Here is a 2,778-nt window from a genome sequence, read left to right on the forward strand (position 1 = left end):
AGATGGTCCTGCATCGCGACGACGGGCGACCGCCTAAGAGCGATCGGCGAGCCCGCTCCGGCGCCTCGGACAGTCGCGTGCGAGTCCCAACCGCGCTCGTCGGGCTGCGCAACCCGACCAGCTCCGCCCAGCGAGCGCTTACCGTCCCAAATCGATGAAGGGGTCCCTTTGCGCGCCGATCCAGGGGGCCCATTTCGAGCCGATTGACAGCCGCAATCCTGGAAACCGCAGCCGGACATCGGCACCGAGATCTTCATACCGGTTACGAACTCAATAGAGGCGTTGAACTCGAAACTCAGGCGGGCCGTCAGGGCCAGGGGACATTTCCCCAGCGACGATGCTGCCACCAAGTTGCTCTATCTGATCTTGAACCGATCGGAAAAAGAGTGGAATATGCCGCCACGTGAGTGGACCATGGCCAAGGCCCAATTCGCCGTCATCTTCGGCGAGCGCTTCATCAGGGCGATGGCTGCATATGTTCAACAGCCCGCCAGCACACGGAATTCCTGACAGTCCCGGCGCCTCACCGGCGCGGCCGTAACGCTCACCGCTCCCCAGGACGAGGCCGTTATCCCGCTCAATCCCATCGGCCTCTACATCCGCGACATCGACTGACCGCGCAGCTCTAGGAAACCGCCCGACCATGAAACGCCCCACACCCATGGCCGCGCCGGCCCTCGCCCTTGGCATCGCCCTTGCCGCGGCGCCCCTCTTCCTTCCGGAACCCACGCTCAGGGCATGAGCGCCAACGAGGCCAAGGGCACGGCGATTTCCGGCCAATGGCGCGGCAGCCGCGGCCTTGTGGCCTTCACCAAAGGACCGGATGGGAAGGTGATCTTTTTTGCGGGAGAGGTGCAGCCGTCCGTCGTCTGCTCGGCACTCCAGGTCTGCGACATCGAGCTGCAGCCAGGCGAGATCGTGCGGACGTGCTGGTCGGGGATACCGTACGCTGGAAGGTGGAGCCCGCGACCTCCGACGGCGTGGGCGGCTAGGCGATCCATCTGGTGGTCAAGCCGTCGGAGCCGGGGCTTGTCACCTCGATGGTGGTGACGACGTCGCGCCGCACCTATCACATCCAGCTGAAGGGAGCAGGCGTTCCGGCCGAGCAGTTGAACTTCCGCTTTCGGTGAGCGGACGCGCCGGCTGGCGGCCGACGCGCGTCTACAGTGACGGAGAAAGAACCTACATCCAGTTCCCGCGCTCTCTCGTCGGTCAGAATGCGCCCGTGCTGTTCGTGGTCTCCGGCGGCCAGAACAGGCTCGTGAACTACCGCATGAAGGGCGACATGATGATCGTCGACTATAACGTCGACCGCGCGGTCCTCGTTTCTGGCGTCGGCTGGCCAGGAGAAGATCACGATCAGGCGGGGAGGGTAGGGATGCCCGATCGCCGCTCCTGCCTGTCCCTTCTCAGCTTTGTGAACTGCCGCCCCAACGCTCCATCCAAATGTGGATTCAGGATCACACCTTAAAGAGTAAAAAGTAGAGGCCTCGGCCGCTGCCATGGGGTAACTGCCGAGGCCGTTCCTCGAAGAATTTTCAACCCTTCTGCATGTTCCACATCACCAATTGGCCAGGCACCCCGACGAGGCCGGTGAGTGTCTTACGGCGCGCTATTGGCTGAACAGATTGACCCAAGAAAACAAAGCCGGCGAGATCCCAAAAGATCTCTTGCATCTGGCCGGCTAGTGCCTTGCGTCCATCGAGCGTTTCGACATTTGCCCATTTGGCTCGGAGAGCCTCGTACTCGTCGCTTTTGGGCCAGCCGAAATAACCATTCTCGCCATTGGCGGATAGCCAGGGTGCGGTGATCGGATCGCCGAAACTGCGATCATTAGAATACGTTATGAAAATGCTCCAGCCACCACTTTCAACAGGCCCCTTGTTAGGGCGGCGCGCGACGATGCCGGCCCAATCGCTGGGAGCAAGCTCGGCGTTGATGCCAATCTTGCGCAGTGTGGCCGCTACAAGTTGCGCGGCGTTGCTGACCTCGACGCGATCGGTGGGCTGGAGAATGACGACCTTCTCGCCGGCATATCCCGCTTCCTGAAAGAGCTGTTTTGCTTTTTCAAGGTCGCCGCCCCTCTTGTACCAACCCGTATTCTGGTCATTAGAATAAGGCGTCCTGCTTCCGAATATCGACACGGCGGGATGAGCGTATTTAGCATCTGGAGAAATGACGCGCAGGAATGCCTTCTGGTCAATCAGGTGGAGCATCGCTTGACGCGCCTTGAGGTTGTCAAAAGGTTTCTGAAGGCAATTCATCCGCAGAAAGTATAGCTCGCCGGACTCATTCAAGACCTGAAGTTCAAGATTCGGATCGCTTTGGATGACTGAGTAAAAATCAGGTGGAGGAGATTCCAGAAAATCGACCTCTCCTGCCTGCAAGGCCGCTAAAGCAGTTTGCGGATCGGATATATTGTCCCAGATAACCCGATCAACTTTCACGACCTTGCCGCCCGCAAACGCATCTGGAGGCTCCTTGCGCGGCACGTATTTCTCATTTCGATCATAGGTCACGCTCGCGCCCGGCTTGGTGAGAGCCTCATTGAACTTGAAGGGGCCCGATCCGATGTTCGCGGTCACCTGTTCTGTTGGAGGGCGATCTGCGTCCTTCTCGCGCATGATGAATGGCGAATACGCGGCCATTGAAGCCAGCATATCTATCAGTAATGCAAGTGGCTCCCTCAGCGTAATCGTGAATGTCTTGTCATCCTTTTTTGAAATATCCTTAGTTCGCTCCATGAGCAACTGCCCGCTGGAAGTCTGGGTCCAGCGA

The 2,778-nt window shown here is 59.4% G+C and carries 1 protein-coding gene and 3 pseudogenes; 3 read left to right on the forward strand and 1 reads right to left on the reverse strand.

Annotated features, from left to right (window positions below):
* Positions 1 to 264 precede the first annotated feature (264 nt).
* From X744_RS1000000173260 to X744_RS01000000170710, 3 pseudogenes are all read left to right on the forward strand, one after another.
* Positions 265 to 510 (forward strand): annotated as a pseudogene (locus X744_RS1000000173260) (transposase); the annotation flags it as partial.
* A gap of 3 nt (positions 511 to 513) precedes the next feature.
* Positions 514 to 615, forward strand: a pseudogene (locus tag X744_RS1000000175805) (conjugal transfer protein TrbF); the annotation flags it as partial.
* A 46-nt stretch (positions 616 to 661) separates the two neighbouring features.
* Positions 662 to 1,376: pseudogene (locus tag X744_RS01000000170710) on the forward strand (TrbG/VirB9 family P-type conjugative transfer protein).
* A 162-nt stretch (positions 1,377 to 1,538) separates the two neighbouring features.
* Here the strand turns inward: X744_RS01000000170710 and X744_RS139870 are convergent.
* Positions 1,539 to 2,778: ABC transporter substrate-binding protein (locus tag X744_RS139870; RefSeq protein ID WP_023763208.1), on the reverse strand; the 1,240-nt coding region annotated here is incomplete at its 5' end.

It is taken from the genome of Mesorhizobium sp. LNHC252B00, assembly GCF_000502955.1.
In the GTDB taxonomy this organism is placed as follows: domain Bacteria; phylum Pseudomonadota; class Alphaproteobacteria; order Rhizobiales; family Rhizobiaceae; genus Mesorhizobium.